Here is a 26398-nt window from a genome sequence, read left to right as displayed (position 1 = left end):
ACGCCACAACATCAGATCCACGGCGATGTCGGAGCGCGGTCGACACCGACGTGTCGTCAGTGAGACGTACGTGGCGGGGCGCCATTACGCTCACGATCCCCGACAAGTGACGCCACCTGGTCCAGCGTCCCTATGGGCCGTTTTCACGCCACGGTTCAACCGGACTAAACGGACATTTCATGCATAATTGCCATTATCCAGCACGGAACAAGGGGAGAAACGGCTCACTCGCCCGCCGTGCGCCCACATCACAACTCAGCGCCTGATCAGGCCGGGTGACGGCACCTCGGCCCGCGCTTCCGGGTGATCATCGAAGACGCCGCGAACGCCTTGTTTTCGCAGGTCAAGGCCAACAACAGGCAGCCGCTCCCCTCCCCCTGCGGCGAGGATTGTCGGTGGTGTGCGGTACAAGATCCATATGCACGTGCGCGCCGCCCAGGACGCCTTCTTCCTCGCCCGCCGGACCCGCAAGGACTCGCCGCACACCACGGCCGCCTACCAGCGAGATCTCGCTGGCGTGACGACGCTGCTGGCCGAGACGTTGCTGGTGCCCGCCGAGGACCTGACGATCGGGCATCTGACGGGTGGAAATCTGCGGTTGGCGTTCGGGATGTTCGCGGACACCCATGCGAAGAGTTCGGTGCTCAGGGCGTGGTCGACGTGGAACCAGTTCCTGACGTTCTGCGTGGCCGAGGACCTGATCGCGGGGAATCCGATGGGGGCGGTGGCTCGTCCGAAGACACCTCCGCTGGTGCCGAAGCCGCTACGGGGTGAGGACACTCCTGAGCAGTTGCTGACGGCTGCGGCGGAGGGGGCGCGGAAGGGGCGTGATCCGTGGCCGGAGCGGGACGTGCTGGTCATCGCGTTGGGGTTGGTGGCGGGGCTGCGGAGTGCGGAGATGAGGACGTTGATCCTCGCGTCGATCGTAGGGCGTGAGGGTGACCGCAGGCTGCATGTGAAGGGCAAGGGCAACCGCGATCGGTCTGTGCCCATCGAGCCGCCGATGGAGCGGATCGTGGACGCGTATCTGAAGAGCTGCAAGGAGCGGTTTCCGCAGGGGCGGTTCGATCGGGACAGCGCGTTGCTGCGGGATCGGCACGGGGAGCCGATCGGGCGGGGTGGGCTGGAGTACCTGGTGAAGCAGTGCTTCCGGTGGGCGGGGTTGAACGATCGGGTGCCGACGGGGGCGAATCTGCACGCGTTGAGGCACACGTTCGCGACGCGGTTGGCGGAGGACGGGGCGAGCGCGAGCGAGATCATGGCGTTGCTGGGGCATGCGAGTTTGGCGACGAGTCAGAACTACATCGAGGCGACGGCGCGGGAGCGGCGGGCTGCGGTGGCGAGCAACAGGACGTATCGGGCGCTGCGGGACATCTAGCGGTGTTCCAGCGACTTGCGGCACGCTCGGGTAGGAGACGCGTGGGCCGGGGGTCGCTCAGTTGCCGGATCGTTAGGCCAAGTGGGTGACCTGATAGTGCGAAAACCGCATTTCAGGGGTACCCAGTGAGAATGAGATCCGTGTGGCGTGGGGCCATCTCCTTCGGGTTGGTGACGATCGCCGTGCGCCTTTACTCGGCTGTCGAGGAGCACGACTTTCGGTTCAACCAGGTGCACCGGGAGGACGGCGGGCGCATCAAGTACAAGCGCGTCTGTTCGGTGTGCGGTGAAGAGGTCGCGTACGGCGACATCACCAAGGGCTACGAGCTGGACGACGGCCGGATGGTGATCATGGAGAACGAGGACTTCGAGAAGTTGCCGGTGAAGACCGACAAGTCGATCGACGTCCTGGAGTTCGTGCCGGCGGAGGAGATCGATCCGATCTACTTCCAGAAGACGTACTACCTGGAGCCGGACAAGGCTGCCGCGCGACCGTACGTGCTGCTGCGGGACGCGTTGGTGAAGACGGGTCAGCTGGCGGTCGTGAAGATCACGATCCGGCAGAAGGAGACCCTGGCGACGATCCGGGCGCGGGATGACGTGCTGGTGATGCACACGATGTTGTGGCCGGACGAGATCCGCAAGGCGGAGTTCGACTTCCTGGACTCCGACGTCGAGGTGCGGCCGCAGGAGTTGAAGATGGCGACGTCGCTGGTGGAGTCGATGGCGGGTGACTTCGATCCGGACACGTTCACCGACGACTACCGGGATGCGCTGGAGAAGGTCATCGCGGCGAAGGCGGAGGGTGCGGAGCTGCCTGAGCAGCCGGAGGCCGAGGACAAGGGTGACGTGATCGATCTGATGACGGCTCTCGAGCGCAGTGTGGAGAAGGCGAAGGCGGGGCGGAAGGGCGCGGAGAAGAAGTCGGCGCCGAAGAAGAAGGCTTCGTCGGCGTAGATGGCCGGGCTCGACGAGTACCGGCGCAAGCGGGATCCGGCGAGGACGCCGGAGCCCGTTCCTGCTGCTGAGGAGTTGCCGAAGGGCAACAACGACACGTTTGTGATTCAGGAGCATCACGCGTCCAGCCTGCATTGGGATGTGCGGTTGGAGCGTGATGGTGTGTTGGTGTCGTGGGCGGTGCCGAAGGGGTTGCCGTCGACGACTGATGTGGTGCGTCTGGCCGTGCACACCGAGGACCACCCTCTCGAGTACGCGCAGTTCTCGGGTGAGATTCCGAAGGGTGAGTACGGCGGCGGCGAGATGGTCATCTGGGACCGGGGCCGCTACGAGACGGTGAAGTGGTCGGACCGTGAGGTGGACGTCGTCCTGCACGGTCATCGGACGCAGGGTCAGTTCGTGTTCTTCCGGTCGGGGAAGGACGAGAAGAACTGGATGATGAAGCGTCGGCACGCGGCGGTGCGGCCGGATTGGCAGGTGTTGCCGGAGCAGGTGAAGCCGATGCTGGCGGTGCCGGGGCCGCTCCCCCACGACGATGATGATCAGTGGGCGTACGAGTTCAAGTGGGACGGTGTCCGGGCGATTCTGCGGGTCGAGGGTGGCCGGGTGCAGGCGTGGTCGCGGTTGGGCAACGACATCACGGTCGCCTACCCGGAGCTGCAGGGGGTCGGTGAGCAGCTCGGGTCGACGGAGGCGTTGCTCGACGGCGAGATCGTCGCTCTGCAGAACGGCATCCCCAGTTTCAGCGCTCTGCAGAACCGGATGCACGTCACGAAGTCCGAGGCCGCGAGACGGGCCGCGCGGCAGTACCCCATCACTCTCCTGCTGTTCGACCTCCTGCACCTCGACGGGACCTCCACCCTCCAGCTCCCGTTCAGGCAACGCCGTGAGCTGCTGCGGGGCCTGGAGCTGCGGGGCTCGAACTGGCTGACTCCCCCGTCGTATGACGATGACGGGGCGGCGGTGCTGGCGGCGAGCCGGGAGCAGGGGCTGGAGGGGGTGGTGGCGAAGCGGCTCGACTCCCCCTATCAACCAGGCGTGCGGAGCCCGGTGTGGCGCAAGATCACCGATCTGCTGGCGCAGGAGGTGGTGATCGGCGGGTGGCGGATGGGTGAGGGCAAGCGCGCGGGCGTTGTCGGGGCGTTGTTGCTGGGTATTCCGCAGGACGGTGGGCTGGCGTTCGCGGGGTCGGTGGGCACGGGGTTCAACGACGCGGAGCTGGCGGTGCTGACGCCACGGCTCAAGGCACTCGCCCGGAAGGTGTCGCCGTTCGTGACGGAGATGCCGCGGGAGCGGGCGAAGGGCGCGAAGTGGGTGGAGCCGGAGTTGGTGGCGGAGGTGGTGTTCCGGCAGTGGACGCCGGACGGGCGGATGCGGTTTCCGTCGTGGCGCGGGCTGCGGCCGGACAAGGCGGCTGGGGAGGTGCGTCGGGTTGTCGAGTGACGCGACCGTGAAGGTCGAGGACCGGGTGTTGAAGCTGACGAACCTGGACAAGGTGTTGTACCCGGAGTTCGGGTTCACCAAGGGTGAGGTGATCGATTACTACACCCGGATCGCGCCGGTGCTGCTCCCCCATCTCAAGGATCGTCCGGTGACGTTGAAGCGCTATCCCAACGGGGTGGACGGGAAGTGGTTCTTCGAGAAGAACGCGCCGGAGCACCGTCCGGAGTGGGTGCGGACGATGCGGCTGGACTCTCCCGGTAGCTCGAAGGGCAACGAGACGGTCAACTACGTGATGGTGGACGAGTTGGCGACGTTGGTGTGGCTGGCGAACCTGGCGGCGCTGGAGTTGCACGTGCCGCAGTGGACGGTGGGGCCGCGCGGGGGTAAGCGAGATCCTGATCTGCTGGTGTTCGATCTCGATCCGGGGGCTCCGGCGACGATCGTGGAGTGTGCTCGGGTGGCGGAGCAGATCCGGGTGGTGCTCGATGACGACGGTGTGGATTCGTGGGTGAAGACGTCGGGGAACAAGGGGATGCAGGTGTACGCGTACGCGCCGGCGAAGGACACGGCGGAGTACGCGAAGGCGGTGGCGCGGCGGTTGGCGCAGGAGTCGCCGGCGTTGATCGTGTCGACGATGGCGAAGGCGCAGCGGACCGGGAAGGTGTTCATCGACTGGTCGCAGAACAATCCGGCGAAGACGACGGTGGCGCCGTATTCGTTGCGGGCTCGGGAGCGTCCGGCGGCGTCGACGCCGGTGACGTGGGACGAGGTGGAAGACTGCGAGGCTGTTGAGGATCTTCTGTTCCTGGCCGACGAGGTGCTCGCGCGGGTGGAGGAGGCCGGGGACCTGTTCGGGGGGTGAACGATGTCGGACGAGGTCGAGTACGTGACGCCGGAGCCGCCGCACAACGCGCCGGTGACGTTGGAGGAGTACAACGCCGAGTGGCCGCGCTGGTACGCCGCGGAGGAGGCGAAGATCCGGGCGGCGTTGGGTGATCGGGTGGTGCTGGTGGAGCACTGCGGGTCGACGTCGGTGCCGGGGTTGGCGGCGAAGCCGTTGATCGACGTGGTGCTGGTGGTGCCGGATTCTGCTGATGAGGCGGCGTACGTGCCGGCGTTGGTGGAGGCGGGTTACTACCTGCGGGTGCGGGAGCGGGGCTGGTACGAGCACCGGCTCTTGAAGGGCACGGCGCCGAACGTGAACATGCACGTCTTCTCGGCCGGGTGTGCCGAGGTGGAGCGGATGCTGGCGTTCCGGGACCGGCTGCGGACGCATGACGAGGAGCGGGCGGAGTACGAGCGGGTGAAGCGGGCGCTCGCGGTGCGGACGTGGGAACGCGTGCAGGACTACGCCGATGCGAAGACGCAGGTCGTCGAGGGGATCATCGCGCGGGCGCTGGGCTGAAGCGGCGGCGGTACTGCGACGGGGTGAGGCCGGTGTCGCGGCGCAGCAGGGCGCGGAGGTTGGTGGTGGTGCCCAGGCCGGTGCGGCGGGCGACGACGTCGAGGCGCTTCTCCCCCAGTTCGAGCAGGCGGCAGGCGAGGGTGACGCGTTCACCGGTGAGCCACGCGAGCGGGGTGGTGCCGAGTTGGGCTTGGAACCGGCGGTGCAACGTGGCGGGGCTGACGGCGGCGTGGTGGGCGAGGTCGGTGACGGTGAGCGGGGTGTCCAGGTGGTGCTGGGCCCAGGCGAGTGTGGGGGCGAGTGACTCGTCGGGGACGTGCGGGACGGGGCGTTCGACGAACTGCTTCTGGCCGCCGTCGCGGTGGGCGGCGAAGACGAGGCGGCGGCTGACGGTGGTGGCGATCTGGGCGCCGTGGTCGCGGCGGACGAGGTGCAGGCCGAGGTCGAGGGCGGCGGCGCTGCCGGCGGAGGTGAGGATGTCGCCGTCGTCGACGAACAGCACGTCGGGTTCGAGGGTGACCTGGGGAAACCGGGTGCGGAACTCGTCTGCCCACTGCCAGTGGGCGGTGGCGCGGCGGCCGTCGAGCACTCCTGCTTCGGCGAGGGTGAAGGCGCCGCTGCAGAACCCCACGAGTCGTGCGCCGCGGGTGTGGGCGCGGCGGATGGCGTCGAGGACGTCCGGGCGGCGTGGGGTCTCGACGTTGGGGCGGTTGGGGACGATCAGGGTGTCGGCGTGGTCGGTGGCGTCGAGGCCGGTGACGCCGGTCAGGGTGAAGAACCCGTCGCGCATCGCGGTGTGCGGGGTGGGTGAGCAGAGGCGGAAGTCGTAGAGGTGGCCGCCGAGTTCGGGGCGGTGCAGGCCGAAGACCTCGGTGGCGCAGCCGAGTTCGAACGGGTTGGAGTTCTCGTCGACGATGACGACCACCCGGTGCGAGGATTCTTGCGGCATGTGCGATTCCTAGCACTCACAGCCGGGGCCCGGTAGCGGCGAGGCTGGGTTCGTGACTGAGCATCCTGTTGTTCTGGACGAGGCGCTGGCCTCGTTCGACGTGTTGTGGAGTCCTCGGATCGTCGGTCGGGTCAACGACTACGACGTGCGGGTGGCGAAGGTCGAGGGTGAGCACGTGTGGCACGTGCACGACGACACCGACGAGTTCTTCCTGGTGCTCGACGGTGAGTTGCGCATCGATCTGCGCGGGCCGGACCGTGCGGTGGTGCTGGTGAAGGGTGCGGTGTTCACGGTGCCGCGGGGGACGTTCCACAAGCCGTCGTCGCCGGGCGGTGCGCGGATCCTGATGTTCGAGCCGTCCGGGACGTCGACCGTGGGTGATCGGCACGAGGAGGTGCCGGCGCACGTGGACGCGACGACGGGGCACGTGCTGGGGAGCTAGCGCGGTGCTCCCCAGCACGTGTCAGCGGCGTCAGCCCAAGCGGCAGGCCGACAGGATGATCTCCTGGCCGAGCAGGGTGCGGACGCGGACGGCGTTCTGGATCAGCTGGCCGTTCGGTCCGGTGGCGGTTTCGTTGAGGTGGACGGTGGCGACGCCGGGGATGCCGACGGTGGCGGGGCCGGTGCCGATGGGCTGGCCGTTGAGCGTGCCGACCTTGGACGAGCCGACGATGCCGTTCGCGTCACTTTCGCACTTGGCCTCGATGGCGTTGAGCTTGATGGCGCCGCCGAGCAGGGTGGCTCCTTCCACCCGTGCGCTGGCCACGGTGCGTCCGGTGTCGGGGTTGAGGGTGCAGTCGGCGTGCAGGGCGTTGACCTGGGCCAGGCCGAGCACGTTGATGCTGGCGACGGTCTTGTCCTCGTTGGGGGGACATTGGGCGTGCGGGGTCTTGGCGACGTTGATGAGGCCGGTGGCGTTGAGTGCCCAGGCTTCGCCGCGCAGGTAGACGACGACCTTGAGCACGGCGGTGGCGGCGCCTCCGTCGTCGTCGGTGACCTTGACCAGGACGTTGTGGGCGCCCAGGGCGGTGAACGTGCGGGAGGCCTTGCAGGTGCCCTGGTTGACAGTGCCGTTGACGATCGGTGAGCCGTCGTCGAAGTCGAACGTGCAGGTGTGGGTGTCGTTGGCGGCTATGTCGGTGAACGGGGCGGTGAAGTTCACCGTGGTGCCGCGGGTGAGCAGGGTCTTGTCGGCGTTCAGGCTGACCTGCGGCGCGACGTTGGTCAGCGTGAGCGTGGTGGTGGTGCTGACGGGTGCGTTGACGCCGTCGTTGGCGGTGAGCTTGAGCTCCCACACGCCGTCGTCGGTGCATTTGACGGTGGTGGTCTGGGCGGCGGCGTTACCGAACGCGCAGGTGGCGCCCGCGTCGACGCCGGACTGCGGGGTGGCGGTCCAGGTGGTGGTCAGGGACGGGCCGTCGGGGTCGGTGACGGTGCCGGCGAGGCCGACGTCGGTGCCTTCCTGTCCGGCGTAGGGGCCTCCGGCGACGACCACGGGCGGGGCGTTGATCTTGACGGTGACGCACTCCTGCACGTCGCCCGCGCCTCCGCCGTCGGTGCCGCGGGCGGTGACGCACAGCTGGTGATCACCCGGCGTCAGAGCCGGGGTGGTGACGGTGTAGTCGACGGTGGCGGGGCCGTCCTGCGGCAGGCCCGGGGTGATGGTGGTGATCGGCAGGTCCGCGCCGCCGTCGACCTTGAGCGTGAGGCCGGTCAGCTTGGAGGCGATGACGCCGGGCACGACGTCGGGCAGTTGCGAGACGTCGGGGACCTCGGTGCAGGTGCCGCCGGTGGCCTCGGCGATGCGGCGCAACGAGCTCGCGCCGTTGGCGGGGCCGCACGCGACGCCGTTGGACACGGCGAAGGTGAAGATCGTGATGCCCGCGGCGACCGCCTGCTGCAACGCCGAGTCGACGTTGCCCGCGCCGGTGCCGTCGGACAGGAAGATCATGAGCTTGCGCGACTGGGGCGCCGCGGTGGCCGAGGAGAGACCGGCGGCCAGGCCCTCGGCGTAGTTGGTGCCGCCGCCGGCGTTGCGGTCGGTGAACAGGCCGACGCCGCTGAAGCGGACGCTGCCCAGCACCTCGGAGATGTCGTTGACGCCGTTGCCGTTGGCGTCGGCGGTCGGCGCGGTGATCTTCTGGTCCCCCGCGGCCGGGCCGACGTCGATGGTCGCGCCGCCGGAGCCGAACACGGCGGCGCCGACGCTGCCGACGACGGTGTTCGGGACGGCGGCCTTGGCGTTGAGGGCCCTGGCGGCGGCGATCTCGCAGTCGAGGATGGAGGCGGGCTGGCCGTCGCCGTTCTGGTCGCCGCCGCAGCCCGCGGACACGACGGTCGAGGTCGAGCCGGACACGTCGATGACGTAGGTCAGCGCGGTGTCGACGACGGCGACACCCGTGCCGATGCTGGCCTTGCCGGTGACGTTCACGAGCCCCGGCGGGTGCACGGAGTTGTTCGCGGGGCTGGTGATGGTCACACCGATGCTGGTGCCGCCCGGCAGGTTGCCGACGGCCGCGTGCGCGGGTAGTGCGAGAGCCACGGTGGTCACCAGCGCGGTGCCGACCGTGATCATGGGTCTCATGCTGTGCCTTCTCCGCTCGTGAGATTCGTCCCCGACCGAACGGAAGGAGACCGCACGTGGCGGCACGGATACGGCGGGTCACCGGAATGCATAGATAGTCGACCTAAGTGGAGCAACGCGGGTTCCGGCCTCGTCGATCTTGGGAGTCGGGAAGAATCACCGGGTGTGAGGTTCGGTGTGCTCGGTCCGGTGCAGGTCGACGGCGTGGAGGTCGCGGCGCCGCGGCAACGGGCGTTGCTGGCGATGCTCGTGCTCGACGCTGGGCGGATCGTGGGGCACGACCAGCTGATCGGCGGCTTGTACACCGAGCCTCCCGCCGGGGCGGCCAACGCCCTGCAGTCGCAGGTGTCGCGGTTGCGGCGCACCGTGCCGGGGCTCGTGATCGAGCACCACCCCGCCGGGTACCGGCTCGTCGCCACGGCGGCCGAGGTCGATCACCTGCGATGTGTGGAGCTGCTGGACGCGGGACGGGCCTCCGAGGCGCTGGCGTTGTGGCGCGGACCGGCTCTGGCGGATGTCGAGGCGCCGTTCGTGCAGGTTGCGCGGCAGAACCTGACTGAAGTGCTCATCACCTGCGCACTGTCCGGCGGGACCGAAAAAGTTCACCGCGACCTTCTTTCCGAGCATCCGCTGCGGGAGGACCTGAGGGCCGCGCTGATGCTGTCGCTGCACCGCGCCGGACGGCAGAGCGAGGCCCTGGAGGTGTTCGCGCGCGGCCGGGAACTGCTCGCCGACGAACTCGGGGTCGACCCCTCCCCCGTGCTGAGCGCCGCGCACCTGGAGGTGCTGCGGGCGGTGTCGCCGCATCGCGGCGTACCGGCGCAGCTCACCAGTTTCGTCGGGCGTGACGAGGACCTGCGGCGCGTGGCGAAGTGGCTGCGGGAGAGCCGCCTCGTCACGCTGGTCGGGCCCGGTGGCACCGGCAAGACCCGTCTGGCCGTCGAGGTCGCGCACCGCGAGGCCGGTGAGGTGGCGTTCGTCGACCTGAGCGCTACCACTGACGTCGTGCGGGCGTTGCTCGACGGGATCGGGGTGCGCGAGGCCGGGCTGCACACCGGCGGGCCCAGCGCGCAGGAACGGCTGCGGGCGGCGCTGGCGGTGCGCGAGGTGGTACTGGTGGTGGACAACTGCGAGCACGTCGTCGACGAGGCCGCGCGCGTGCTGGCCGGGATCCTCGGGGCGTGCCCGGACGTGCGGGTGCTCGCCACCAGCCGCGAACCGCTCGGCATCACCGGGGAGACGCTCAGCCCCGTCACCGCGCTGGACTCCGAGGCGGCGGTGCGGCTGTTCCTGGACCGGGCGCAGGCCGTGAAGCCCGGTTTCCACGCCGACGTGGCGGTGATCGCGGAGGTGTGCCGGCGGCTGGACGGCATCGCGCTCGCCGTCGAACTGGCCGCGGCACGGGTCCGGTCACTCCCCCTGGCCGAGATCGCCGATCGGCTCGACGACCGGTTCCGGTTGCTGTCCAAGGGAAGCCGCACCGCCGCGCCCCGGCACCGCACGCTGCACGCCGTCGTCGAGTGGAGCTGGGACCTGCTCACCGACGCCGAACGCGACCTCGCCGCCCGCTTCACCGTGTTCTCCGGCGGGGCGAACCTGGCCGCGGTGACGGCGGTGTGCGAGTCCGCGGTGGACACGCTGGAGTCGTTGGCGGACAAGTCACTCGTCGAGGTCGTCGACGACCGGTACCGGATGCTCGACACCATCCGGGCGTTCTGCGCGAGCCACGCCCCGGATCTGCGGGAACGGCACGCGCGGTGGTTCCTGCGGCTGGCCCAGGACGCCGAACCGCACCTGCGCGCGCACGAGCAGATCACGTGGCTGGAGCGGTTGTCGGCCGATCACGACAACCTCGTCGCCGCCGTCGGGTGGGCGACCGCGCACGACCACGGGCTGGCGCTGGAGTTGGTGGCCGCGCTGGCGACCTACTACTGGTGTCGTGGGCTGCGCACGGAGGCCGCTTCTCTGGCTGACGCCGTGTTGCGCGCGTGTGGGGAGACACCACCGGCGGGGCGGGAGCAGGAGTACGCGTTGTGCCTGCTGATCGCGTGGCCCGTGGCGGCCGGGGACCAGAGCGCGCGGATCCGGCAGGCCGACGCGTTGCTGGCCACCCTGGACGCGCCGCCGCGGTACCCGATCATGACGATGATGTGGGGCATGGCGCTCGGGGCGCCGGAGGACGACTCGCAGGTGTGGCACCGGCGCAACCGCCTGCTCAACGACGAACCGTGGAGCGCCGCGCTCGCGTTGGTCGGCGACGGCCTGGTCGCGCGGATGGGCGGAGACCCCGAGACCGGCAAAGCCATGCTGAGGGACGGCGCGCGGGCGTTCACGCGGGTCGGTGACCGGTGGGGTGCGGCGCTGGCGTTCAACCAGCTCGGCGAGATCGCGCTGGTCGACGGCGAACACGCGGACGCGTTGGAGAACATCGAACGGGCCCGCGTGCTGCTCGCGGAGCTCGGCGCCACCGAGGACACCGCCGAAGCCGTCACCGGGCGGGCCCAGGCGAAGATCGCGGCCGGGGACCTCGCCGGGGCGCGGGAGGACTTCGAGCTCGCCCTCACGCTCGCACGCCGGTCCGGGGCGCTGGTCGTGCAGGCCGGCGCGCATCTGGGGCTCGCCGAACTGGCGCGGGTGAGCGGGGACTACGTCGTGGCGGCCGCGGAGTGCGACCAGGCGTGGGACCTCACGCCCGGCGGCTGGTACGGGCCCGACGAGATGCGCTGCCACATCGCCCGCGAACGCGGTCGCGTCGCCGCGTCCGCAGGAGACCTGGTCGCGGCGCGGGCCCACTTCGAGGACGCGCTGCGCCGGGCGGCCGGGCAGCGCAACCGGATAACCGAGACCGCCGTGCGCGCGGAACTCGCCGCCCTGGACGGGTGATCCGGCGCCACCACAGCCACGGCGGCAGGCGGTGGTGGGCGATGAACGTCCACAGGTCGTCCTCGGCGGTGTCGTTGGGGTGGCGGCGCAGCACCTCCAGGCACTCCCACGACACCACCCCGTGCAGCCGGGCCACGTGCGCCAGCGCCGTCGCGCCCTGCTCGCGGACCTCGAGGCGGTTGTGGTCCAACGCCCGTGCGACGCGGGGTAAGACGATCAGCGGATCGGGGCACGACATCGCCAGGCCGATCACCGCGACCCCGACCATGTCCTCGTCTCGGTCGAACGCCGCGTCGACCTCCTCGGGCCTGGACACGCCCATCAGCGCCGCGTAGTCGTGCCAGTCCACGCCGTCGCCGCGCATCGCCCGGTCCAGCAGGAACCGCTGCCGCCCGTCGGAGCGCTCGCCGGTGCGTTCCCAGTCCGCGGCCAGGTACCGCCACACCGCGGCGGTGTCCGCGCGGGAGGTCGAGGCCAGGATCCGGCACAGCTCCCGCACGTGCTCCGGGTCGTCGGCCTGCGCGAGTTCGGCCAGCACCCCGGGCGGGCAGCCCAGGTCGTGCCACGCCAGCCTCGCCAGCGTCGGCACCTCGCCCACGTCCACCCAGCCATCAGCCCCGCCCCGCCCGATCTCGGCAGGCGTCAGCGAGGCCCGGGACCGGGCGTGTTCGATCGGGATCACGCTCTAGACCGCGGGCACCGCACGCACCAGCGCGCGCGTGTAGTCGTGAGAGGGGGTGAGGAGGACTTCTTCGACTGAGCCTTGTTCCACGATTTTCCCCTGATGCATCACCGCGACCCGGTCGGCGATCTGCCACGCCAGCCCTAGGTCGTGCGTGATGATCAATGAAGCAAGGCCCAGTTCCGCCCGCAACCGGAGCAGCAGCGCCACGATCTCCCCGCGCACCGAGGCGTCCAGCGACGCGACGGGCTCGTCGGCCACCAGCAACCGGGGTCCCAGCACCAGTGCCCCGGCGATCACCACCCGCTGCTGCTGCCCCCCGGACAGCTCGTGCGGCAGCGCGTCCAGGTACAGCTCCGCCGGGCGCAGTTCGGCGCGTTCCACAGCGGCCGTGACCAGGGCTTCCTCGTTGTCGTGCAGGCCGTGCACGCGCAGCGCCTCGGCCACCGCGTCGAACACCCGATGACGCGGGTTCAGCGCGCTGGAAGGATCTTGAAGAACCAGCTGCACCTGCCGCCGCACGGCCTTGAGCGCCTTGCCTCCGCGCGGCACCTCCGCCCCGTCGAAGATCACCCGACCGGAGGACGGCGCCCGCAACCCCATTATGGTACGAGCCAGTGTCGTTTTTCCTGATCCGGACTGACCGACCAGCGCCACGATCTCACCGACGCCGACCGTCAGGTCCACCCCGTCCACGGCGCGGGTGCGGCCGTAGTCGACGGTCAGGTCCCGCACCTCCAGCAGGGGCGGCGGGGTCGGTCGTGGCTCGGTCCAGCGGTGTGCCGGGTCGCCGATCACCGGGAACGCCGCCGTCAGCGCCGCGGTGTGCGGGTGGCGCGGGTTCGCGATCACCTCACGGGTGCGGCCGCGTTCCACCACCTCGCCCGCCTGCATCACCGCCAGGTCGCCGCAGGTCTCGGCCAGCACCGACAGGTCGTGGCTGATCATCAGCAGCCCGAGGTCCTGCTCGGCGACCAGACGCTTGAGCAGGGTGAGGACCTGGGCCTGCACCACGACGTCGAGCGCGGTCGTGGGTTCGTCGGCGATCATCAGCCGCGGCCCGCACGCCAGCGCCATCGCGATCATGACCCGCTGCTTCTGCCCGCCCGAGAGCTCGTGCGGATACGCCCGCGCCTTGTCCTGGGGCAGCTCCACCTGGTCCAGGAGATCGGCGACGCTGCCGCCCGTGCCGTGCAGGCGCATCGGCTCGGCGATCTGGTCGCCGACGCGGTGCACGGGGTTGAGCGAGTGCATCGCGCCCTGGAACACCACCGACGCCGACGCCCACCGCACCGCCCGCAGCCGTCCCCACGCCATCGTGCGGACGTCCTCGCCGCCGAGCAGGATCTCGCCGTCAACGCGGGCGGTCTTGGGCAGCAGGCGCAGCACCGACATGGCCAGTGTCGACTTGCCCGATCCCGACTCGCCCGCCAGGCCCAGGGTCTGACCGGGTGCCAGGGTGAGGTTCACGTCGTGGACGACGCGCTTGTGTCCGTAGTGGACGGTGAGGTTCTTCAGCTCCAGCAACGGGGTCACCTCTTCGGCGTCACAACGGCTTCGAGCGCCCGCCCGACGAGCGTGAACGCCAGCACCACGGCCACGATCGCCAGGCCCGGCGGCAGCAGGTACCACCACGCCCGCTGCGGCACCGCCCCGTGCAGCTGGGCTTGGTGCAGCAGCGCGCCCCACGAGATCCGGGTCGGGTCGCCCAGCCCGAGGAACGCCAGCGTCGACTCCGCCACGATCGCCGACGCCACCGCGAGAGTGGCGTTGACCAGCATCAGCGGCACCACCGACGGCAGCACGTGCCGCCCGATCACGTGCGCGTGCCCGCCGCCCAGCGCCCGCGCGCGTTCCACGAACGGCCGGGCCTCGATCGTCAGCGTCTGCGCCCGCACCATCCGCGCCGTCGACGGCCAGCTCGTCAGACCGATCGCGAGCACGATCGTGCCCAGGCCGCGCGGCAGCACCGTCGACAACGCGATCGCCAGCACCAGCGCGGGCAGCACCAGGAAGAAGTCCGTGACCCGCAGCAACACGCCCGCGAGCCAGCCGCCGAAGTGCCCGCTCACCATCCCCACCAGGGTGCCGATGCCGACCGACAGCACCGCCGCCGCGAGACCGACGAGCAACGACGTGCCGGCTCCCTGCGCCATCAGCAGCGCCACCGACCGTCCGGCGTGGTCGGTCCCCAGCCAGTGCTCCGTGCTGGGGCCCTGCCAGGCCGCCGCCGTCACGCGCGTGACGTCGAGCGCCTCGGCCGGGATGAACAACGGCGCCAGCGCCGCGACCACTCCGGCCGCCGCCAGCACCCCGGCACCGGCGACCCCGGCCCGGTGGCTCAGGAACCTCGCCACCCCGGGCCGTTGCGCGAACCTCGCCACGGCATCCCCGCTCATACGACCCTCACCCGTGGATCCAGCACGCCGTGCAGCAGGTCGGCCAGCAGGTTCATCACCACGACCGCGCCCGCCGTCACCACCAGCAGCCCCTGCAACAGGAAGTAGTCAGGCCCGGTGAGCGCGTCGTAGAACAGCAACCCCAACCCGGGCCACGAGAACACCGTCTCCGTCGTGATCGCCCCCGCCACCACCAGCCCGAACCGCAGGAACACCAGCGTGAGCGCCGGCAACACCGCGTTGGGCACCGCGTGCCGGGTGCGCACCAGGTCGTCACGCAACCCCTTGGCCCGCGCGGTCGTCAGGTACGGGGCGTGCGTCTCCTCCAGCAGCGACGAGCGCATCACCAGCACGTACTCCGCGCACACCACCGCCACCAGCGTGATCGACGGCAGCACCAGGTGGTGGCCGACGTCGAGGGCCTGCGACACGAAGTCCGGTGCCGTGTCGGTGTCGCGCATGCCCCGCGACGGGAACAGGTCCCCGGTCACCATCATCAGCAGCATGCCGAGCCAGAACGTCGGCACCGCCCACAACGTCAGCGACACCCCCGTGGTGACCCGGTCGAACGCCGAGTCCCGCCGCCACGCCGCCCGCACCCCGAGCCACAACCCCAGCAGCACCGCGATCAGCGTCGAGGTGCCCACCAGCAGCAGCGTCGGCCCGAGGCGTTCGAGGATCACCTCCGCCACCGGCCTGCGGAACGTGAACGACGTGCCCAGATCACCCTGCAGCAGCGAGGTGAAGTAGCTCCAGAACTGCTCGTGCAGCGGACGGTCCAGGCCGAACTGCGCGCGCAGCTCGGCCTGGAGCGCCTCGGTGGTCGGACGGCCGCGCGTCATCGACACGACGGGATCGCCGGGCACCACCCGGAACAGGAAGAAACCCAGTACCGCCACCATCACCAGGCTGAGCGCGGCACCACCGAACCGACCGGCCAGACGCACTTACTCGCGCTCCCCCGCCGTGGCCCTGCGGCGCCGGGCCATGATCACGAACGCCGCCGCCAGCACGGCCAGGGCGGCGCCGACGAGAGCGAACCCCTGCCAGCCCGCGCCCGACGACGCCGCCGCGCGCACGGCCGGTTCGGCGCCGTAGTAACCCCACATGCCGTTCTGCGCCATGATCACGCCACCCTGCGCGGGCTGGGTCGTGAACCGCGCGAAGTGATCGGAGCGGTAGCCCTCCAGCGCGTTGTCGTAGGCGAGCACCACCGCGGGCACCTGGTCGTAGAACCGCGCCTGCATCTGCTTGACGATCTCCACGCGCTTGGCCTCGTCGAACTCCGAGAGCTGCTGGGCGTAGAGCTTGTCGTAGGTCTCGTCGCAGAAGTAGGTGTCGGTCGTGCCGCCCTTGCCGTCCGCGCCGGGACGTTGCGCGCAGGTGTGCAGGCCCAGCACGAAGTCCGGGTCGATGTTGGTCGCCCAGCCCGAGAACGCCAGGTCGTAGGTCGCCGCCGTGGTCGCCTCGTTGAGCTGGTTGTCCGACACCAGCCGCACGTCGAGGGGGATGCCGATGTCGCTCATCGACCGCTTCAGGTATTCGCTGGCCTGCTCGTCGTAGGCGCGGCCCGCCCGGCCGACCAGCCGCAGCCCGAACCGGGTGCCGTCGGCGCCGCGCGGGTAGCCGGCGGCGTCGAGAGCGGCGTTGGCGGCGGCCGGGTCGAACTTGCGCAGCTCCTTCTCCGAGGGCTGCCAGTGCCACTTGCCGAACACCGGCGGCACCAGCCCGGCGCCCTTCTCCGCGTAGCCGAGGTTGACTCGCTGCACCAACGCGTCGAGGTCGACGGCCTGGGCGATCGCACGCCGCACCGCGACGTTGCGCAGCGCCGGGTTGCCGTCGCCGATCGGCTCACCGGTGCGGGTCTGCGCACCGGGGTTGATCATCAACTCGGTGAAGCGGCGGCCCTGCGCCTTGTTGCGGGTCACGCCCGTCTTGCCGTCGAGCGAGTCGAACTGCGCGGGCGCCATGCGGTTGACCAGGTCGACCTCGCCCTTGGCCAGCGCCTGCACGGCGGCGTCGGAGTTCTGGAAGTACACGAAGTGCAGCTCGTCGTACTTCGGCGCGCCCCGCCAGTACTGCTTGTTGGCCTTGAGCTTGATGAACTGCCCGGCGACGTGCTCGGTCAGCACGAACGGGCCCGATCCGACGACCGGCATCCGGTCGTTGGCGTAGTCCTTGATGGCGCTGACCTTCTCCCACACGTGCCGGGGCACGATCGGGACGTCCAGCGCCAGCATCGTCACCTGCGGCGTCTTCGTGCGGATGACGACCGTGCGGTCATCGGGTGCGGTGACGTCCTGGAAGTTCGCGACGAAGCTGCCGTTCGCGGTGCGCGCGACCTCGTCGGTCATCATCAACCTGTAGGTGAACGCGACGTCCTGGGCGGTGATCGCCTGGCCGTCGGACCACTTCTTGCCCTCGGGGACGGTGAAGGTCCACGTGAGCTTGTCGGCCGAGGGCTCCCATCTGTTCGCCAGCCCCTCGGTCACCGCCTGGTCGGCGGCCGCGTAGGCGGTCAGGTAGTCGTACATGAGCCGGCCGATCTCCGTGCTCGACTGGAACACCGCGAGGAACGGGTTCATCGAGTCGATCTGCTGCACGATCGCGACCTTGAGAATCACCGGCTGCTGCGCCGCCGCCGGTGATGTCACGAGCCCCAACATTGTTGAAATCGCAAACAACGCGCACAACTTCACCCGCACGAAAACCCCTCTTCCCCAGCAGCCCACCACTAACTTACCGAGATGTGCGGATCATGATCTCGGCAGACATGGAAGGCGCCACCGGAGTCACCTGGACCGGGGACGTCGTTCCCGGAACGGAGCAGTGGCAACGGTTTCGGCGCCTGTTCACAGCAGACGTCAACGCCTGCGTCACCGGCCTCGTCGCGGGCGGCGCGAAACAGGTCGTCGTCAACGAGGCGCATTCCTCACAACGCAACCTGCTGCTCGAAGACCTCCACCACTCCGCGCGCCTGCTCACCGGCCGGCACAAGCCGTTGTCGATGATGCAAGGTATCGACTCCGAAGTGGACGGAGTGGTTTTTCTGGGCTATCACACCGGTGCCGGCGCGCGCGGCGTCCTCTCGCACACCTACCTCGAGAACTCGATCACCGGCGTGTGGCTCGACGGCGTGCACGCCTCCGAAGGCCGTCTCAACGCAGCCCTGGCCGCCGAACACGGCGTTCCGGTGCTGCTCGTGACCGGTGACGACCTCACCTGCGCCGACGCCGCGCACTACGTTCCGGGGGCACGGACCGTGGCCGTGAAGGAGTGCGTGTCGCGCTACGCCGCCGTGTGCCTGCCCCCGGCGGTGACTTCTTCACAGATCACAGAGGCGTCGCTTTCGGCCATGTCCCTGGCGGGCCGAACGGCGCAGTCGGTGACCCCGCACCGCATCGAGATCGAGTTCGACGCCACCCACCTCGCCGACGCGGCCGCGATCGTGCCCACCGTCGACCTGCTCGGCGAACGGCGCGTCGGCTTCGACGCCGCCTCCATGACCGAGGCCATGAAGGCGTTCAAGGTCGTCACCCACATCGCCGCCGCCGCGATCGAGGACCTCTACGGCTGAGTCACAACCCGGCCAGGTCGAGCAGCCGGTGCATCTGCTCGACCGGCAACCGCGGCGAGCCCGCCGCCGCCTGGACGGTTCCCTCGTCCTCGTCGTCGAGCAACGCGACCAGCACCGCCACCGGCAGGGCGGGATGCGCGGCGATCTCCTGACGCACCCCGGCGTCCGGGTCCCGCGCGAGCGCGACGGCGAGATCGACCGGCAGGTCCGGGTCGCGCGGCGCCAGGCACCGCATCCGCGGCTCGGGATCGGTGGCGAACCGGCGCAGCGCATCCGGCGGGAAGTCCAGCACGTCGGCGGGACGCCACGGCGTGGGCTTGAACGGCCGGTACTCGCGCTCGAGCCGCTCGGCCGTCGCGGGGTCCACCAGATGCGGGGCACGTCTCGCCATCGCCAACCGCACCTCCCGGTCCTCGTCGGCGAGCAGGCGGGCCACGACCTCGGGCGGCAGCGGCTGACGGGTGGACGCGGCGGAGATGCGGAAGCACGGGTAGGGCGAGCCGACGTGCGGTAACGGGTCGTCCCGCACCCACTCCAGGCGCATCATGTGCAGTTCGGCGACCAGGACGCTGCGCATGAACTCCAGCTCCGCCGCCTCGTCGTCGAGGTCCGGGTCGATGTCCATCGGGTGCGGCGCGGCCAGCATCCAGGCGTGGATCGCCGCGCGCACCACGTCCGGCGTGTCCTGGCGCGCGTACACGCCCAGGCGGACCTCCGCGCTGGGATCCTCGGCGAGCACGTCGCGCAGCTGCGCGGGCAGCTGGGGGTGGCGGGCCAGCTGGGCGCGCACCTGCGGGTCCGGGTCCGCCGCCAGCCGCGCGGCCGTCTCCGCGTCCACAGCGGCCTGGGCGACGGCTCCGGACCTGGTGACCGGATCGGCGAGCAGGGCGGGCACGAGGTCGGCGGGGTGCACAGGATGCGGGAGCCGGGGGTAGTAGGTGTCGCAGGCACTCGCCCTGACCTGGTCGGCGGCGTCGGTCAGCAACGCGCGCCGCACGTGCTCCGGTGCACCCGGCCAGTGCTGGGCCAGCGACGCCCGGACCTTCGGGCTCGGGTCCGCCGCCAGCCGCTCCCGCAGCTCCGAGGGCATCTCGTCGTTGCGCGCGAGGGAGTCGCGGACGTGCTCCTCCGGATCCGCCAGCAGCAGCTCGTACACCTCGCGCGCCGTGCCGTGGCCGCAACCGGAGGCGGTCGCGGCCCGCACCGAGTCGTCGCGGTCGCGGGCCAGCCGCAGCCGGGCGGTCGCGGGCAGGTGCTCGTTGAACGCCAGCGACCAGCGCAGCCGGGTCCAGCCGGTGTCGATCATCTCCCCGGCCAGCTCGTCGGTCAGGTCGGGCCGCTTTCCGACCTCTCCCATCCCGCCGCGGTGACCGATCAGGCGCCGGACCGCGTCCTGCGGCAGGGCCGGGTTGAGAGCGAGGCCTTCCAAGACCGCGGACAGGTGCATCGCGAGTTCCCCCAAGATCAGCGCAGACCTGTGACGATTCCACATCGGACGGCCGGATACGGTGGGATTCATGGCGTTGGACGTCGCGCAGGTGTGCGCAGAGCTGATCCGCTTCGACACCACCAACCGCGGTGGCGGCGACAGCGCGGGCGAACGCGAGGCCGCCGAACACGTCGCCGGGCTGTTGCAGGACAGCGGCGTGCCGCCGACGTTGCTCGAACCCGCCCCACGCCGCGCCAACGTCCTCGCGCGCGTGCCGGGCACCGATCCGTCGCTGCCCGCGCTGCTGGTCCAGGCGCACCTCGACGTCGTGCCCGCCGACCCGGCCGAGTGGAGCTTCGACCCGTTCGGCGGCGAGATCCGCGACGGGTTCGTGCACGGCCGCGGCGCTGTGGACATGAAGGACATGGCCGCGATGACGCTGACGGTGCTCAGTCGCTGGCACGCCGAGGGGCGGCGGCCGCGCCGGGACGTCGTGCTGGCGTTCGTCGCCGACGAGGAGGACCAGGGTGTCTACGGGGCGCACTGGCTCGTCGAGCACCACGCCGCCCACTTCGCCGGGGTGCAGGCGGCGATCAGCGAGTCCGGCGCGTTCTCCTACGACGTCGGCGGCGTGCGGCTCTACCCGGTCGGCACCGCCGAGCGCGGCACGTCGCACATGAAGCTCACCGCCACCGGCCGCGCCGGGCACGGATCGCGGCGCAACGACAGCAACGCGGTGACCGCGCTGGTCACGACGCTGGCGCGGATCGCCGCCCACGAACACCCGGTGCGGCTGACCCCGACCGTCGAGGCGTTCCTGGTGGGCGCGGGCAAGGCGCTGGGTGTGGAGGTGGACCTCGACGACGTCGACGGCACGCTCACCCGGCTGGGCCCGGCGGCGAAGCTGGTGGAGAACACGGTGCGCTGCTCCACCACGCCGACCATGCTGCAGGCCGGGTACAAGGTCAACGTCATCCCCGGCACCGCGACCGCGCAGCTCGACGTCCGCACCCTGCCCGGCACGGTCGACGAACTCGTCGCCACCCTCGACGCGCTGCTCGCCCCCGGCGTGACCCGCGAGTTCCTCGAACACCAGCCGCCGGTCGAGGCGCCGGTCGACAGCCCGTGGTTCACCGCCATGGCCGACGCGCTGCGCGACGAGGACCCCGCCGCGCACGTCCTGCCGTACTGCCTGGGCGGCGGCACCGACGCCAAGGCGTTCAGCCAGCTCGGCATCGCCTGCTACGGCTTCTCGCCGCTGCTGCTGCCCGAGAAGGGCTACGACTACCGGGCCATGGCGCACGGCGTCGACGAACGCGTGCCCGTCGCCGGCCTGGAGTTCGGCGTGCGCGTGCTAGACCGCTTCCTGTCGAGCTGACCGGCGCTCCACCAGCTCCTGCACCGCGCTGGGCAGCGTCTGCTCGAAGTCGATCAGCTTCGCCCACGTCGGCGTCACCACGATCCGCACCATGCCGTCGTAGAGCGAGCGCACCTCGCGTTCCCACTCCACCCGCTGCTCGGCGCTCATGGCGTAGCTGCCGTTCATCTGCAGGTACTCCTCCGGGATGCCCTCGACCTCGTCGAGCTCGACCGTGCCGCGGATCAGCAGGATCTTCGGCGGGTGCACCTCGGTGTCGATCGTCAGCGCCACCACCGGGTTGGCCCGCAGCGCGTGCAGCTTCGGCGCGTTCGTCGAGGTGCACAGCACGATCTGCGCGCCGTTCCAGGTGTGCGCGATGGGGATCGCGCGCGGCGTGCCGTCCTTGGCCACGTACGCCATCCGCAGCATGTCGCGCCCCAGCAGCTCCTGGCTGTGCGGCCGGCCCAGCACCTCGAAGATCTCGTCCCGCGTCATCGTCGTCATGCCCCTGGGACGGAGCCGCGCCGCCGTTCTCGACACCGTCCCCTCAGAAACTTTCAGCGAGGCGGAAGTGGCAGCTCCATCGCGGGCAGGCCGTCGATGCTCGCGATGTTGTAGGGCTTCTTCTCGGTGTACTCGCGGAACTCCTCGTCGCTCTTGCGGGCGAAGTAGTCCGCGTGCAGGTCGCGTTCGCTGCGGTAGTCCATGAACGGCACCGCGAACCCGCACGTGTCGCTGATCAGCTCCGCCGTCACCACGATCACCGCCCGCAACGCCGGCCCGTCCGCCTCGCCGAACCCCGCCACCAGCTCGGCGAACCGGGGGTCGTCGCGGAACACCGGCTCACCCCGCCCGTGCACCCGCACGATGGTCGGCGGCCCCTCGAACGCGCACCACATGAGCGTGATCCGGCCGTTCTCCCGCAGATGCGCGACCGTCTCGGCGTGACTGCCACCGAAGTCCAGGTAGGCCACCGTGCGGTCGTCGAGGATCCGCAACGTGCCCTGCCGTCCCTTGGGCGAGAGGTTGACGTGCCCGTCCCCGGCCAGCGGCGCACTGGCCACGAAGAACACCTTCTGCTGCTCGATGAACTCCCACAGCCGCGGCTCGATCCGCGCGTATTCCTTACCCATGCTCAGCAGTATTGATCGCGGCGCGGAACCTGTCAGCCGTCATTCCCAGGTGGCGGACCAGCTCCGGCGGCCCATCCACGCTGAAGGAGCACCCCAGCATCCCCAGGTACACCGCCAGCATCTCCGGCGTGTCCGCGCCCGCGGTCAACCGGCACTCCCGCTCACCGGTGGCCTCCACCAGTGCCGCCGGGACCTTCGCCGCCACCTGCTCGGCCGGCGCGTGCACCGTCACCGTCGCCCGGAACCGCCACGCCGCCGTGGCCAGCCCCTTCTCCAGGTGCGCCTGCACGTCCGGCAACTCGCGCGGCGCGAACCGGGGCCCCGTCGGCACGCGCGGCCGCACCCGGTCGGCCCGGAACGTCCGCCAGTCCTGCCTGCCCACGTCCCACGCGATCAGGTACCAGCGGCCGCGTGTGTGCACCAGCCGGTACGGCTCCACCTCACGCCGGTCGGCCTCCCCGTCGAACTTCACGTAGTCGAACCGCAGCCGTTCCCGCGCCCGGCAGGCGTTCACGATCTGCACCGTCACCTCGGGATCGAGTTCCGCGGTCGTGCCGACGGCGACCTCCTGCAGCGCGGTGACCCGGTGCCGCAAGCGGCTCGGCAGGACCTGCTCCAGCTTGCCCAGCGCCCGCCGTGCCGTCTCCGAGTCCTGCCCGCTCAGGCTCAACGCGACCGCCACCGCCTCGTCGTCGTCGAGCAGCAACGGCGGCAGCTTCGCCCCGGCCCCCAACCGGTACCCGCCCGCCACACCGGGCGTCGCGTGCACCGGATACCCGAGCGCGCGCAACCGCTCCACGTCGTTGCGGACCGTCCGCGTCGTCACCCCGAGCCGCTCCGACAGCTCGCGGCCCGTCCAGTCCCGCGTGGCCTGCAACAACGACAACAGCTTCAGCAACCGCGCCGACGTCTCCAGCATGACGTTGATTCTCTCCCGAATCGCGGAACGAACCTTTCCGCAATCCTTTCTACCTTGGCTTCATGAACCCCTTCCGCGTGACCATCCCCGAAGCCGACCTCGCCGACCTGCGCCACCGCCTGCACGCCGCCCGCCGGCCCGCGCAGTCCGGCATCGGCGGCTGGACCAGGGGCGTCCCGGCCGACGACCTGCACGCCCTGGCCACCTACTGGGCCGACGAGTTCGACTGGCGCGCCGTGGAAGCGACCCTCAACACCATCCCGCAGCACCTCACCGAGATCGACGGCCAGCAGATCCACTTCGCCCACGTCCGCAGCCCCCGCGCAGACGCCCTGCCGCTGCTGCTCGTGCACGGCTGGCCCTCGACGTTCGCCGAGTACGCCGCCGTCCTGCCCGACCTCGCCCGCGACCACCACCTCGTGGTGTCGTCCATCCCCGGTTTCGGCTTCTCCACCCCGGTCACCGGCGCCTGGGGCATCACCCGCACCGAGCGCCTGGGCTACGAGCGCTACGGCATCCAGGCGGGCGACGTCGGCGCGGGCATCGCCGGGGCCATGAGCCGCCAGACACCGGCCGTCGCCGCGATCCACCTCAACGGCACCAGCGCCCACCCGTTCGGCGGCCCGCTCCCGCTCGACGGCTTCACCGGCGTCGAACTCACCCGGGCCGAACGCTTCAACGACTTCGTCGCCACCGGCCTCGGCTACCTGCAACTCATGTCCACCAAGCCGTGGACCATCGGCCACAGCCTCACCCGTCGGCCTGCTCGCCTGGATGTACGAGAAGTTCCACGCCTGGAGCACCACCGTCGACCGCGACGCCCTGCTCACCGCCGCCTCGATCCACTGGTTCACCGGCAGCGGTGCCACGGCGGCCGAGTTCGTCTACGAATCCATGAACGCCCCCGGCGCCTGGGGCCCCACCCCGGCGCCCACCGGGTTCGCCACCTTCGCCGCCGACAACGGCATCCGCACGCTGCTCGACCCGGCCCACGAGATCGCCCACTGGACCGAGTACGACCGGGGCGGTCACTTCCCGGCCATCGAGGTCCCCGACCTCTACGCCGCGGACGTCCGCACGTACTTCGCCGGCGTCTAAATACTTCGACAGCGCCCTCGGCACTCGGCAAGGTGGCTGTTCGTGACGAGCAGCGAACTGTGGACCCAGGCCACCGCCGAACGCTACGACGCCGAGGAAACGGAAAATTTCTCGGCCGCCGTTCTCGAACCGACCACCGCGTTCCTCGCCGGGCTCGCCGGAGACGGCCGGGCACTGGAGTTCGCCATCGGCACCGGACGCGTGGGCATCGCGCTGCGAGAACGCGGCGTGCCGGTGACGGGCATCGAACTGTCCGAGCACATGGCGGCGGTACTACGACGCAAGATCGACGAGGACGCGCTCCCGGTGGTCATCGGGGACATGGCCACCACCGTCGTCCCCGGCGAGTTCACGCTGGTCTACCTCGTCTACAACACCATCACGAACCTGCTCACCCAGGACGAGCAGGTCGAGTGCTTCCGCAACGCCGCGCGGCACCTGGCGCCCGGCGGCCGCTTCGTCATCGAACTGGGCGTGCCGCCGCTGCGGTTCCTGCCTCCCGGCCAGGTCGCGGTGCCGTTCGACGTCTCCGCACACCACCTCGGGTTCGACACCTTCGACCTGGTCGAGCAGATCCTCGTCTCACACCACTTCACCCGCGACGGCGATCACTACCGCCGCGCCGGCTCCCGGCACCGCTACGCCTGGCCCGCCGAACTCGACCTGATGGCCCGCATCGCCGGACTCGCACTGGAACGGCGCGTCGCGGACTGGCACGGCACCCCGTTCACCCAGGACTCCACCAAGCACATCTCCGTGTGGCGCAAGCCCGTCTGAGGCGCACCACCGAACCGTCGAAGCGTCAGGCCTGGCCCGACGCCCGCAGCGCCTCCTGCTCCACCCGAGCTCGATAAGCCGCCCAGTCCTGCTCCGGCAGGTTCGAGTTCCCCGACCGCAACCCGGCCACCCCGTCGAGGCCCTCCCGCAGGATGTCCGCGTGCCCGGCGTGCCGGTTCACCTCGGCGATCTCGTGCACCAGCAACAGGTGCAACGTCACGTACCGCCGTTCCTCCGGCCACCACGGCACCACCCCGGGCGCCTCCAGCGGCAACTCCTCGATGCTCGAGTCCGCGAACGCCGTCGCCCGCGCGAAGAACCCCAAGACGTCCTCGCGCGACTCCTCGGCCGTGGCGAACATGTCCGAGTTCGGGTCGGCGTCGATGTCGAACGGCAGCTTCTCCGGGAACGGCCGCCCCAGGCACTCGCCGAAGTACCCCACCTCGACCCCCGCCAGGTGCTTGGCCAGGCCGAGCAGGTTCGTGCCCGTCGGCGTCAACGGGCGGCGCACGTCGTACTCCGACAGGCCGTCGAGCTTCCACAGGAACGACTCACGGGCGGTCTTGAGATAGCGGTGCAAATCGGCTTTCGGATCAGCGGCCATGCCTCTCACCCTGACAGAGCCCGGCACGCGGCGTCGGCGATTTCCACCACCCCGGCGCGGCGCCTCAGACACCACCGACGGGCTTGAGCACCAGCAGATCCAGGTGATCGACCACGGGCCCGGACTCCACCGCGGCCGCCGCACGCAGCCGTTCCAGCCCCGCCGCGAACTCCTGCGCCGACAGCGACCGCAACAGGGTGTCCGCCTCCTGCCGCACCGTCGAAACCTTGTCCGCCAACGACAACGCCGTCACCTGCGGCACCGGCTCCAGCCGCTCGGCCGCGAACCCCAGCCCGTCCGCCACCTCGCCCACCGTGGGAAACCCGGTCAACGCCCGCACCGCCTCCGGGAAGAACCGGAACAAGCCGATCCCCGAATGCCGCTCCCGGAACAACGACCGCAACACCACCACCCCGCCCGGCCGCAGCACCCGCCGCAACTCCGCTCCCGCGGCCGGCAGGTCACGCACGTGGTGGATCACCGTCGACATCCACACCACGTCCACCGACCCCGCGTCCAACGGCACCGAGCAGGCGTCCCCGGCCAGCATCGGCAGCCCGGACGCCGCGCGCATGTCCGCCGACGGTTCCACCGCGATCACCGGTACGTCCGGGAACCACGACCCGAACGCCCGCACGAACAACCCGGTGCCGGCACCCAGGTCCAGCACCACCCGTTCCGGCAGGAGATGCGGCGCCACCGCGTCCCGCCACGACGACAACCCCTCGAGCGCGATCTCCCGCGCCAGCCGGTACGAACCCGCCTCCACAGCGTCGTAGCGCGTCATCCCACCACATAACCCCATACGAATGGCGGGCTGAC

23 protein-coding genes and 1 pseudogene are annotated in these 26398 nt (G+C 70.5%); 12 read left to right on the top strand and 12 right to left on the bottom strand.

Annotated elements, in window-relative coordinates:
* The first annotated feature begins 400 nt into the window (after positions 1 to 400).
* The 5 genes from JNUCC0626_RS09160 to JNUCC0626_RS09140 all read left to right on the top strand — a co-directional run bounded on the left by JNUCC0626_RS09160 (position 401) and on the right by JNUCC0626_RS09140 (position 5182).
* On the top strand, positions 401 to 1378 hold the full coding sequence (locus tag JNUCC0626_RS09160; RefSeq protein WP_394619246.1) for a tyrosine-type recombinase/integrase: 978 nt from the start codon (positions 401 to 403) through the stop codon (positions 1376 to 1378).
* A 131-nt stretch (positions 1379 to 1509) separates the two neighbouring features.
* Positions 1510 to 2334, top strand: a complete 825-nt coding sequence (locus JNUCC0626_RS09155) for a Ku protein (protein ID WP_394619245.1) — start codon at positions 1510 to 1512, stop codon at positions 2332 to 2334.
* Complete coding sequence (gene ligD / locus JNUCC0626_RS09150) at positions 2335 to 3777, top strand: non-homologous end-joining DNA ligase (RefSeq protein WP_394619244.1); 1443 nt, start codon at positions 2335 to 2337, stop codon at positions 3775 to 3777.
* Complete coding sequence (ligD, locus tag JNUCC0626_RS09145) at positions 3767 to 4639, top strand: non-homologous end-joining DNA ligase (RefSeq protein ID WP_394619243.1); 873 nt, start codon at positions 3767 to 3769, stop codon at positions 4637 to 4639. Before ligD (JNUCC0626_RS09150) ends, ligD (JNUCC0626_RS09145) begins: the two co-directional genes overlap by 11 nt.
* 3 nt (positions 4640 to 4642) lie before the next feature.
* Positions 4643 to 5182, top strand: a complete 540-nt coding sequence (locus JNUCC0626_RS09140; protein WP_394619242.1) for a GrpB family protein — start codon at positions 4643 to 4645, stop codon at positions 5180 to 5182.
* Here the strand turns inward: JNUCC0626_RS09140 and JNUCC0626_RS09135 are convergent.
* Positions 5160 to 6131: a GlxA family transcriptional regulator gene (locus JNUCC0626_RS09135; RefSeq protein ID WP_394619241.1), complete on the bottom strand. Its 972-nt coding sequence runs from the start codon at positions 6129 to 6131 to the stop codon at positions 5160 to 5162. The two genes, JNUCC0626_RS09140 and JNUCC0626_RS09135, sit on opposite strands and share 23 nt — an antisense overlap.
* A gap of 52 nt (positions 6132 to 6183) precedes the next feature.
* On the opposite strand from JNUCC0626_RS09135, the gene JNUCC0626_RS09130 reads away from it, so the two are divergent.
* Complete coding sequence (locus JNUCC0626_RS09130) at positions 6184 to 6573, top strand: cupin domain-containing protein (RefSeq protein WP_394619240.1); 390 nt, start codon at positions 6184 to 6186, stop codon at positions 6571 to 6573.
* A gap of 30 nt (positions 6574 to 6603) precedes the next feature.
* On the opposite strand, the gene JNUCC0626_RS09125 is transcribed toward JNUCC0626_RS09130, so the two are convergent.
* A complete protein-coding gene (locus tag JNUCC0626_RS09125) occupies positions 6604 to 8715 on the bottom strand; it encodes a choice-of-anchor P family protein (RefSeq protein WP_394619239.1) in 2112 nt (703 codons plus the stop codon).
* Between the two features lie 165 nt (positions 8716 to 8880).
* Here JNUCC0626_RS09125 and JNUCC0626_RS09120 point away from each other — a divergent pair, with 165 nt between their 5' ends.
* Positions 8881 to 11598: a BTAD domain-containing putative transcriptional regulator gene (locus tag JNUCC0626_RS09120; RefSeq protein WP_394619238.1), complete on the top strand. Its 2718-nt coding sequence runs from the start codon at positions 8881 to 8883 to the stop codon at positions 11596 to 11598.
* 685 nt (positions 11599 to 12283) lie between these two features.
* Here JNUCC0626_RS09120 and JNUCC0626_RS09115 read toward each other — a convergent pair.
* The 4 genes from JNUCC0626_RS09115 to JNUCC0626_RS09100 are packed head-to-tail and all read right to left on the bottom strand — an operon-like array spanning position 12284 to position 17345.
* On the bottom strand, positions 12284 to 13816 hold the full coding sequence (locus JNUCC0626_RS09115) for an ATP-binding cassette domain-containing protein (RefSeq protein ID WP_394619237.1): 1533 nt from the start codon (positions 13814 to 13816) through the stop codon (positions 12284 to 12286).
* Positions 13813 to 14679: an ABC transporter permease gene (locus JNUCC0626_RS09110; RefSeq protein ID WP_394619236.1), complete on the bottom strand. Its 867-nt coding sequence runs from the start codon at positions 14677 to 14679 to the stop codon at positions 13813 to 13815. The genes JNUCC0626_RS09115 and JNUCC0626_RS09110 overlap by 4 nt, the downstream gene beginning before the upstream one ends.
* The gene (locus JNUCC0626_RS09105; protein ID WP_394622000.1) at positions 14676 to 15581 is read right to left on the bottom strand and encodes an ABC transporter permease; all 906 of its coding nucleotides are present in this window, start codon (positions 15579 to 15581) and stop codon (positions 14676 to 14678) included. The genes JNUCC0626_RS09110 and JNUCC0626_RS09105 overlap by 4 nt, the downstream gene beginning before the upstream one ends.
* 45 nt (positions 15582 to 15626) lie before the next feature.
* Positions 15627 to 17345 carry an ABC transporter substrate-binding protein gene (locus JNUCC0626_RS09100; protein ID WP_394619235.1) on the bottom strand — a complete coding sequence of 573 codons (1719 nt, stop codon included), beginning with the start codon at positions 17343 to 17345 and terminating at the stop codon, positions 15627 to 15629.
* An 83-nt stretch (positions 17346 to 17428) separates the two neighbouring features.
* Between JNUCC0626_RS09100 and JNUCC0626_RS09095 the strand changes: the two genes are divergently transcribed.
* A complete protein-coding gene (locus tag JNUCC0626_RS09095; RefSeq protein WP_394619234.1) occupies positions 17429 to 18256 on the top strand; it encodes a M55 family metallopeptidase in 828 nt (275 codons plus the stop codon).
* A gap of 1 nt (position 18257) precedes the next feature.
* Here JNUCC0626_RS09095 and JNUCC0626_RS09090 read toward each other — a convergent pair whose 3' ends face one another.
* A complete protein-coding gene (locus JNUCC0626_RS09090; protein WP_394619233.1) occupies positions 18258 to 19703 on the bottom strand; it encodes a hypothetical protein in 1446 nt (481 codons plus the stop codon).
* A 70-nt stretch (positions 19704 to 19773) separates the two neighbouring features.
* Here JNUCC0626_RS09090 and JNUCC0626_RS09085 point away from each other — a divergent pair, with 70 nt between their 5' ends.
* A complete protein-coding gene (locus tag JNUCC0626_RS09085) occupies positions 19774 to 21063 on the top strand; it encodes a M20/M25/M40 family metallo-hydrolase (protein ID WP_394619232.1) in 1290 nt (429 codons plus the stop codon).
* Here JNUCC0626_RS09085 and JNUCC0626_RS09080 read toward each other — a convergent pair.
* The 3 genes from JNUCC0626_RS09080 to JNUCC0626_RS09070 form a co-directional block, all read right to left on the bottom strand.
* Positions 21040 to 21540, bottom strand: coding sequence for a pyridoxamine 5'-phosphate oxidase family protein (locus tag JNUCC0626_RS09080; protein ID WP_394621999.1), 501 nt, complete (start codon positions 21538 to 21540; stop codon positions 21040 to 21042). The genes JNUCC0626_RS09085 and JNUCC0626_RS09080 overlap by 24 nt on opposite strands.
* Positions 21541 to 21602: 62 nt before the next feature.
* A complete protein-coding gene (locus JNUCC0626_RS09075) occupies positions 21603 to 22178 on the bottom strand; it encodes a pyridoxamine 5'-phosphate oxidase family protein (RefSeq protein ID WP_394619231.1) in 576 nt (191 codons plus the stop codon).
* Positions 22171 to 23097, bottom strand: a complete 927-nt coding sequence (locus tag JNUCC0626_RS09070; protein ID WP_394619230.1) for a helix-turn-helix transcriptional regulator — start codon at positions 23095 to 23097, stop codon at positions 22171 to 22173. The genes JNUCC0626_RS09075 and JNUCC0626_RS09070 overlap by 8 nt, the downstream gene beginning before the upstream one ends.
* A gap of 62 nt (positions 23098 to 23159) precedes the next feature.
* Here JNUCC0626_RS09070 and JNUCC0626_RS09065 point away from each other — a divergent pair.
* From JNUCC0626_RS09065 to JNUCC0626_RS09055, 3 genes and pseudogenes are all read left to right on the top strand, one after another.
* Positions 23160 to 23417: pseudogene (locus JNUCC0626_RS09065) on the top strand (epoxide hydrolase N-terminal domain-containing protein); the annotation flags it as partial.
* 454 nt (positions 23418 to 23871) lie between these two features.
* On the top strand, positions 23872 to 24195 hold the full coding sequence (locus JNUCC0626_RS09060) for a hypothetical protein (RefSeq protein WP_394619229.1): 324 nt from the start codon (positions 23872 to 23874) through the stop codon (positions 24193 to 24195).
* A gap of 42 nt (positions 24196 to 24237) precedes the next feature.
* Complete coding sequence (locus JNUCC0626_RS09055) at positions 24238 to 24972, top strand: class I SAM-dependent DNA methyltransferase (RefSeq protein ID WP_394619228.1); 735 nt, start codon at positions 24238 to 24240, stop codon at positions 24970 to 24972.
* Between the two features lie 25 nt (positions 24973 to 24997).
* Here JNUCC0626_RS09055 and JNUCC0626_RS09050 read toward each other — a convergent pair whose 3' ends face one another.
* Both JNUCC0626_RS09050 and JNUCC0626_RS09045 read right to left on the bottom strand, forming a co-directional pair.
* A complete protein-coding gene (locus JNUCC0626_RS09050; RefSeq protein ID WP_394619227.1) occupies positions 24998 to 25576 on the bottom strand; it encodes a DinB family protein in 579 nt (192 codons plus the stop codon).
* Between the two features lie 64 nt (positions 25577 to 25640).
* A complete protein-coding gene (locus JNUCC0626_RS09045; RefSeq protein WP_394619226.1) occupies positions 25641 to 26363 on the bottom strand; it encodes a class I SAM-dependent methyltransferase in 723 nt (240 codons plus the stop codon).
* Positions 26364 to 26398 lie beyond the last annotated feature (35 nt).

It is taken from the genome of Lentzea sp. JNUCC 0626 (genome assembly GCF_043632865.1).
Classification (GTDB): domain Bacteria; phylum Actinomycetota; class Actinomycetes; order Mycobacteriales; family Pseudonocardiaceae; genus Lentzea.
The sequence above is the reverse complement of the archived record's forward strand: the minus strand, read 5'-3'. Positions and strand labels throughout refer to the sequence as shown.

What these genes read in the sequence shown, in the direction of transcription:
- JNUCC0626_RS09050 (WP_394619227.1), bottom strand. Translation starts at nt 25,576, where the DNA reads ATGGCCGCTGATCCGAAAGCCGATTTGCACCGCTATCTCAAGACCGCC.
- JNUCC0626_RS09155 (WP_394619245.1), top strand. Translation starts at nt 1,510, where the DNA reads ATGAGATCCGTGTGGCGTGGGGCCATCTCCTTCGGGTTGGTGACGATC.
- JNUCC0626_RS09060 (WP_394619229.1), top strand. Translation starts at nt 23,872, where the DNA reads ATGTACGAGAAGTTCCACGCCTGGAGCACCACCGTCGACCGCGACGCC.
- JNUCC0626_RS09045 (WP_394619226.1), bottom strand. Translation starts at nt 26,363, where the DNA reads ATGACGCGCTACGACGCTGTGGAGGCGGGTTCGTACCGGCTGGCGCGG.
- JNUCC0626_RS09140 (WP_394619242.1), top strand. Translation starts at nt 4,643, where the DNA reads ATGTCGGACGAGGTCGAGTACGTGACGCCGGAGCCGCCGCACAACGCG.
- JNUCC0626_RS09100 (WP_394619235.1), bottom strand. Translation starts at nt 17,345, where the DNA reads ATGTTGGGGCTCGTGACATCACCGGCGGCGGCGCAGCAGCCGGTGATT.
- JNUCC0626_RS09080 (WP_394621999.1), bottom strand. Translation starts at nt 21,540, where the DNA reads ATGACGCGGGACGAGATCTTCGAGGTGCTGGGCCGGCCGCACAGCCAG.
- JNUCC0626_RS09105 (WP_394622000.1), bottom strand. Translation starts at nt 15,581, where the DNA reads ATGGTGGCGGTACTGGGTTTCTTCCTGTTCCGGGTGGTGCCCGGCGAT.
- JNUCC0626_RS09090 (WP_394619233.1), bottom strand. Translation starts at nt 19,703, where the DNA reads ATGCACCTGTCCGCGGTCTTGGAAGGCCTCGCTCTCAACCCGGCCCTG.
- JNUCC0626_RS09110 (WP_394619236.1), bottom strand. Translation starts at nt 14,679, where the DNA reads ATGAGCGGGGATGCCGTGGCGAGGTTCGCGCAACGGCCCGGGGTGGCG.
- JNUCC0626_RS09125 (WP_394619239.1), bottom strand. Translation starts at nt 8,715, where the DNA reads ATGAGACCCATGATCACGGTCGGCACCGCGCTGGTGACCACCGTGGCT.
- JNUCC0626_RS09085 (WP_394619232.1), top strand. Translation starts at nt 19,774, where the DNA reads ATGGCGTTGGACGTCGCGCAGGTGTGCGCAGAGCTGATCCGCTTCGAC.
- JNUCC0626_RS09135 (WP_394619241.1), bottom strand. Translation starts at nt 6,131, where the DNA reads ATGCCGCAAGAATCCTCGCACCGGGTGGTCGTCATCGTCGACGAGAAC.
- JNUCC0626_RS09075 (WP_394619231.1), bottom strand. Translation starts at nt 22,178, where the DNA reads ATGGGTAAGGAATACGCGCGGATCGAGCCGCGGCTGTGGGAGTTCATC.
- JNUCC0626_RS09070 (WP_394619230.1), bottom strand. Translation starts at nt 23,097, where the DNA reads ATGCTGGAGACGTCGGCGCGGTTGCTGAAGCTGTTGTCGTTGTTGCAG.
- ligD (WP_394619244.1), top strand. Translation starts at nt 2,335, where the DNA reads ATGGCCGGGCTCGACGAGTACCGGCGCAAGCGGGATCCGGCGAGGACG.